The sequence below is a fragment of the Vibrio sp. V42_P2S4T144 genome, from assembly GCF_009904715.1.
GTDB lineage: Bacteria > Pseudomonadota > Gammaproteobacteria > Enterobacterales > Vibrionaceae > Vibrio > Vibrio alginolyticus.
In genome coordinates, this window is record NZ_WXWS01000301.1 from 1 (window position 1) to 4792 (window position 4792).

At 44.4% G+C, this 4792-nt stretch carries 4 protein-coding genes; 1 reads left to right on the forward strand and 3 read right to left on the reverse strand.

The features are described 5' to 3' along the window. Positions 1-3: 3 nt before the first annotated feature. Complete coding sequence (locus CAG68_RS10430; RefSeq protein WP_017820295.1) at positions 4-465, reverse strand: GNAT family N-acetyltransferase; 462 nt, start codon at positions 463-465, stop codon at positions 4-6. A 142-nt stretch (positions 466-607) separates the two neighbouring features. On the opposite strand from CAG68_RS10430, the gene dbpA reads away from it, so the two are divergent. Continuing rightward, the gene (gene dbpA, locus CAG68_RS10435) at positions 608-1987 is read left to right on the forward strand and encodes an ATP-dependent RNA helicase DbpA (protein WP_005379583.1); all 1380 of its coding nucleotides are present in this window, start codon (positions 608-610) and stop codon (positions 1985-1987) included. Between the two features lie 54 nt (positions 1988-2041). Here dbpA and CAG68_RS10440 read toward each other — a convergent pair whose 3' ends face one another. After that, a complete protein-coding gene (locus tag CAG68_RS10440; protein WP_161441116.1) occupies positions 2042-2620 on the reverse strand; it encodes a Crp/Fnr family transcriptional regulator in 579 nt (192 codons plus the stop codon). Between the two features lie 97 nt (positions 2621-2717). Beyond that, on the reverse strand, positions 2718-4679 hold the full coding sequence (gene cpdB, locus CAG68_RS10445) for a 2',3'-cyclic-nucleotide 2'-phosphodiesterase (protein ID WP_161441117.1): 1962 nt from the start codon (positions 4677-4679) through the stop codon (positions 2718-2720). Positions 4680-4792 lie beyond the last annotated feature (113 nt).

The window sequence follows — 4792 nt, forward strand, 5'->3', positions numbered from 1 at the left end:
AACTTATAGCGCTACGGATTCTTTCCGCATATCCACATGAGGGATACCATCTTCAAGATAGCACTCTGAGATAACCTTGAATCCATGACTAGCATAAAACTGGATGAGGTGTTCTTGAGCACCTATATCTATTGTCTGTCCTGGCCATAATGTTTCGCATTGTGCCAAGGCCTTGTCCAATAACTTATGACCTAAGCCACCGCCTCGCGCGGTCTGCTTTGTCACCACTCGACCAATACTCACATTGTCATACGTAGTGCCTGCGGGCAGTAATCTTGCGCAAGCAACCAGTTCATCACCGTGATAGCCTATTAGATGATAAACGCCTTCCAGTGTGTCCTTACCATCAAGTTCAGGGTAAGGGCAGGTTTGTTCAACAACGAATACATCCACACGCAATTTCATCATTTCATACAGCTGTGTGGTTGTTAGCTGAGCAAAGGGCAAAGTAATCCAAGTGAGCATGTTGTTATCCGTAATGAGAATAGAGTGACTGACTTTACTTTGTTTTGAGCTCATACTCATTAACAAAGGTTAATTAGCACTGGTTTTCCCACCAAATCTGGTGATAATGTGCCCTCTTTCCATCTCACCTGAGGATATCCCCGTGAGCAAACAAACATTCGATCAAGTTGGGCTGAACCCAGCGTTACTCGCCACACTTGATTCCCTGAACTATACCCACATGACGCCAATTCAAGCTTTGAGCTTGCCTGCAATCCTAAAACATCGTGATGTCATCGGGCAGGGTAAAACGGGCTCAGGTAAAACCGCTGCATTTGGTTTAGGGGTTTTATCGAACCTCAACGTCAAACGCTTTCGTGTCCAGTCATTAGTATTGTGTCCAACACGTGAGCTTGCAGATCAAGTAGCGAAGGAAATTCGTACTTTAGGTCGCGGCATTCATAATATTAAAGTGCTTACTCTCTGCGGTGGGATGCCAATGGGGCCACAAATTGGTTCGTTAGAGCATGGTGCGCATATCCTAGTTGGTACTCCTGGTCGTATTTTGGATCACCTTGAGAAAGGCCGAATTGATCTTAGCGAACTGAATACCTTGGTGCTAGATGAAGCTGATCGCATGTTGGACATGGGTTTCCAAGACGCATTAGATGCAATCATCGATGCAGCGCCAAAGCAGCGCCAAACTCTACTTTTCAGTGCTACTTTTCCAGAGAAAATTGAGCAAATTGCGCAGCGTATAATGCAGACACCGGAAGTGATTAAGGTGGAATCGACGCATGATACCTCAAGCATTGCGCAGTACTTCTATAAAGTTGAAGGCTCGGAAGCACGTGATGAAGCCTTGGCGAATTTGCTGCTGACTCACCAGCCAGAGTCCGCGGTGGTTTTTTGTAATACCAAAAAAGAAGTGCAAAGTGTCGCAGATGAGTTGCATCACAAAGGATTCAGCGTTATCGATATCCATGGGGACTTAGAGCAGCGTGAACGCGACCAAGCATTGGTGCAGTTTGCTAACAAGAGTGTGTCTATCCTTGTTGCAACAGACGTTGCGGCGCGTGGCTTAGACGTTGATAATCTTGATGCTGTCTTTAACTTTGAGCTATCACGCGATCCTGAGGTTCATGTGCACCGTATTGGTCGTACAGGTCGTGCGGGTAGTAAAGGTTTAGCGTTTAGCTTTTTTGGTGAGAAAGACGGTTTACGTGTAGCTCGTATTGAAGAATACCTAGAGATGGACGTGGTACCAGCAACATTGCCTGCCAAATCAAATCAGCAGCCATACCAAGCGAAAATGGTGACGATTAACATTGATGGCGGTAAGAAACAGAAAGTACGACCGGGTGATATTTTAGGTTGTTTGACAGGAAAAAATGGTATTCCAGGCTCTCAAGTCGGAAAGATTCACCTATTCCCTGTGCGCGCTTATGTTGCCGTCGAAAAGTCTGTGGCTAAAAAGGCTCTACAAACCATTAGTAACGGCAAGATGAAAGGGCGCCAATTCCGGGCGCGAATTCTTAAATAGCTCAAATAGCAGAGAAAAAGCTCTTCGTTTGAAGAGCTTTTTTCTTTTTTGAGTTTATTTGAGAGTGTGATCTTTGGTTAAGCGCGCTTTGATTCGGCTCAAACTGATTGGCGTAATGCCGAGGTAGGCCGCAATTTGACTATCGGTAATACGTTGCTTTAAATCTGGGTAATGAGCGCAAAATAATTGATATCGTTCTTCTGGAGAGTAGAGCAACATAAAGCGTTCTTTGTTCTCTTTATTAACCAGTTGGTTTTCGAGTAGCTTTAAGTAAATGGCGTGCTTTTCTGCTCGCCAGTGATGCAACGTTTCAATTGGCAAGCAAAATAGCTGACAAGCGCTCAGCGTTTCCAATAAGTAAGGCGAAGGTTGGTCCTTTATTATGCTCTCAAACCCGATAACCCAGTCCTTCTCCCAATAAAATTCTTTACTGAATTCTTTGCCGTGCTCAGTAAGATAGCTCGCGTGGCATAACCCCTCAATGATGAAGTAAAGGTGTGAGCTAAACTCCCCTTGGTGATCAAGAATGTGGCGTGTAGGCAGTTCGAGCAACTCACCATTTTCAATAAGTTGGTTTGCTTCTGTCTCTAAAAAGCCATGTTTGACTAAGTCTGAAAAAAGATCGCTGTGCATGTGATAACTCGGAAACGGTTTTCTTTATTTTAACGGGTTTTATTGATAACAAAAAAGCGGCTCATGAGAGCCGCTTAGTGTTGCTGTCAAATCAACCTTATTTATTCAGATCGATTTGATAAATTGCGAAACCAATGTCGTCTGTTGACACGCGTTTCATTGGGTATTGTCCTTTCTCTTTGATGAACTGCGCCGCTTTATCGCTAGGGGAGGTTTCGAAACGAATATCTAGCTTGTTATCGGACTTAATCGGTGCGAAAGACCAGTTGTTGTCAGCGCTTGGTGTCACTTCTCCTTTTTCTTCACTCACGCGAGAAATATAAGTGGCGACGACAGAGCGGTTTTCATCTGGTGCGTCAAACGCAATGAAATCTGGGCCTGTACCAGGGAAAGTATTGCTATAAGCACGGTAGTTATTGGTTGCGATGATGAAATCTTGCTTCGGATTGAAAGGCTTACCGTTGAACGTCAGGTTCACAATACGCTGAGAATCTGGATTAATCACTTTACAATCCGCATCGTACTTCGGCGGTTGGGTAACGTCGATTTGGTAGTTAACCCCATCAATAACATCGAAGTTGTAAGTACGGAAATTATCCCAATCAATCAAAGATTGCGGTTTAGGATTGTTGATGTCGATGTGGTTGAATTGACCCGCACTGCACTCTAGCCATTCGCGAACTTCTTTACCTTTCACTTTCATCGCAACCAAGGTGTTTGGGTATAAGTAAAGATCGGCCGCATTACGAAAGGTGAGTTGACCGGATTCTACTTCTGTAAAGTTATTCGGATCGTTCTTACGACCGCCGACTTTAAATGGTGCTGCCGCACTCAGTACTGGAATGTCAGAAAGGTCTGGGTCGCCTTGAATAAAGCGTTCTACGTAGTCTTTCTGAGCAAGGTTAACGATTTGAATGGTGGGGTCGTCCTGCACTAATGCCAAGAAGCTGTACATGACATCATTTGCTTTGCCGATTGGTTGGTTTACAAATTCACGAGTGCCTTTGTGATCTTCTTCTAACGCTTTCACAATATCTTCATCGGCTTTAGCTAATGACTTCTTATTTACTTTATCGAAGATAGGGCGTGCTTCTGCTTGGCCTTCGATGACTTGCCATCTGCCGTCTTTCTCTTTCAGCATCAAATCCATCACACCTACGTGACTTCCCCAGCGGCCCGGCATCACGGACGTTACACCATTGATGGTCCCTTTATCTATATCAACACCAGGTAGGTTTGCGAAGTCTTTCCCTGGGAAGACGGCGTGAGAGTGGCCAAAAGCAATCGCATCAATACCTTCAACTTCTGTGAGGTAGTAAACAGAGTTTTCTGCGCCTAGTTTGTATGGATCAGTAGAAATGCCCGAGTGTGGAATCGCCACAATCACGTCTGCGCCTTCTTTCTTCATTTGAGGAATCAGTTTCTCTGCTGTTTCCTTAATGTCTTTAGCAAAGACTTTGCCTTCTAAGTTCTTCTTATCCCACACCATAATTTGTGGTGGTACAAAGCCGATGTAACCCACTTTTATTTGATGCGCTTCGCCGTTTGTGTCTTTAAATGTGTGAGTTTTGATGAGGTAAGGCTTGAAGTAATGCTCACCGGTTTGTTTATCAAATACGTTTGCATTGATGTAAGGGAAGTTTGCACCCTTCAACGTCGTTTGTAGGAAATCTAAGCCATAGTTGAACTCATGATTGCCAATGTTGCCCACATCGTAGTCTAGCTTGTTCATCGCTTTGTAGACTGGGTGCACGTCGTCGGGGTTAATCCCCTTTGCCGCCATGTAATCGCCCATTGGGCTGCCCTGAATTAAATCACCGTTATCTATTAGTACCGCGTTTTCTGTCTCGGACTTAGCTTGTTTCACTATTGTCGCTGCGCGACTTAAACCGATTTGCTGTGATGGTTGGTCTTTGTAGTAATCGTAATCCATCACGTTGGTGTGAATGTCGGTGGTTTCGATAATACGAAGCTTGATGGTATCGGCCATTGCTGGGCCAGCAAGCGTTAGCATGCCACTTAATACTGCGAGGGAAATAGGATGAACTGCCACTTTCATTTGGTGCTCCAATTCAATGATAAGGGGAAATCGTACTGCGTAATGTATCAAACACAGATGCAACTCGATGATAAAGATACAGAAAACTGTGAACATTAATCAGTTTACTGAAC

Coding starts and splice junctions, on each gene's coding strand:
- CAG68_RS10430 (WP_017820295.1), bottom strand. CDS start 465: ATGCTCACTTGGATTACTTTGCCCTTTGCTCAGCTAACAACCACACAG.
- CAG68_RS10440 (WP_161441116.1), bottom strand. CDS start 2,620: ATGCACAGCGATCTTTTTTCAGACTTAGTCAAACATGGCTTTTTAGAG.
- cpdB (WP_161441117.1), bottom strand. CDS start 4,679: ATGAAAGTGGCAGTTCATCCTATTTCCCTCGCAGTATTAAGTGGCATG.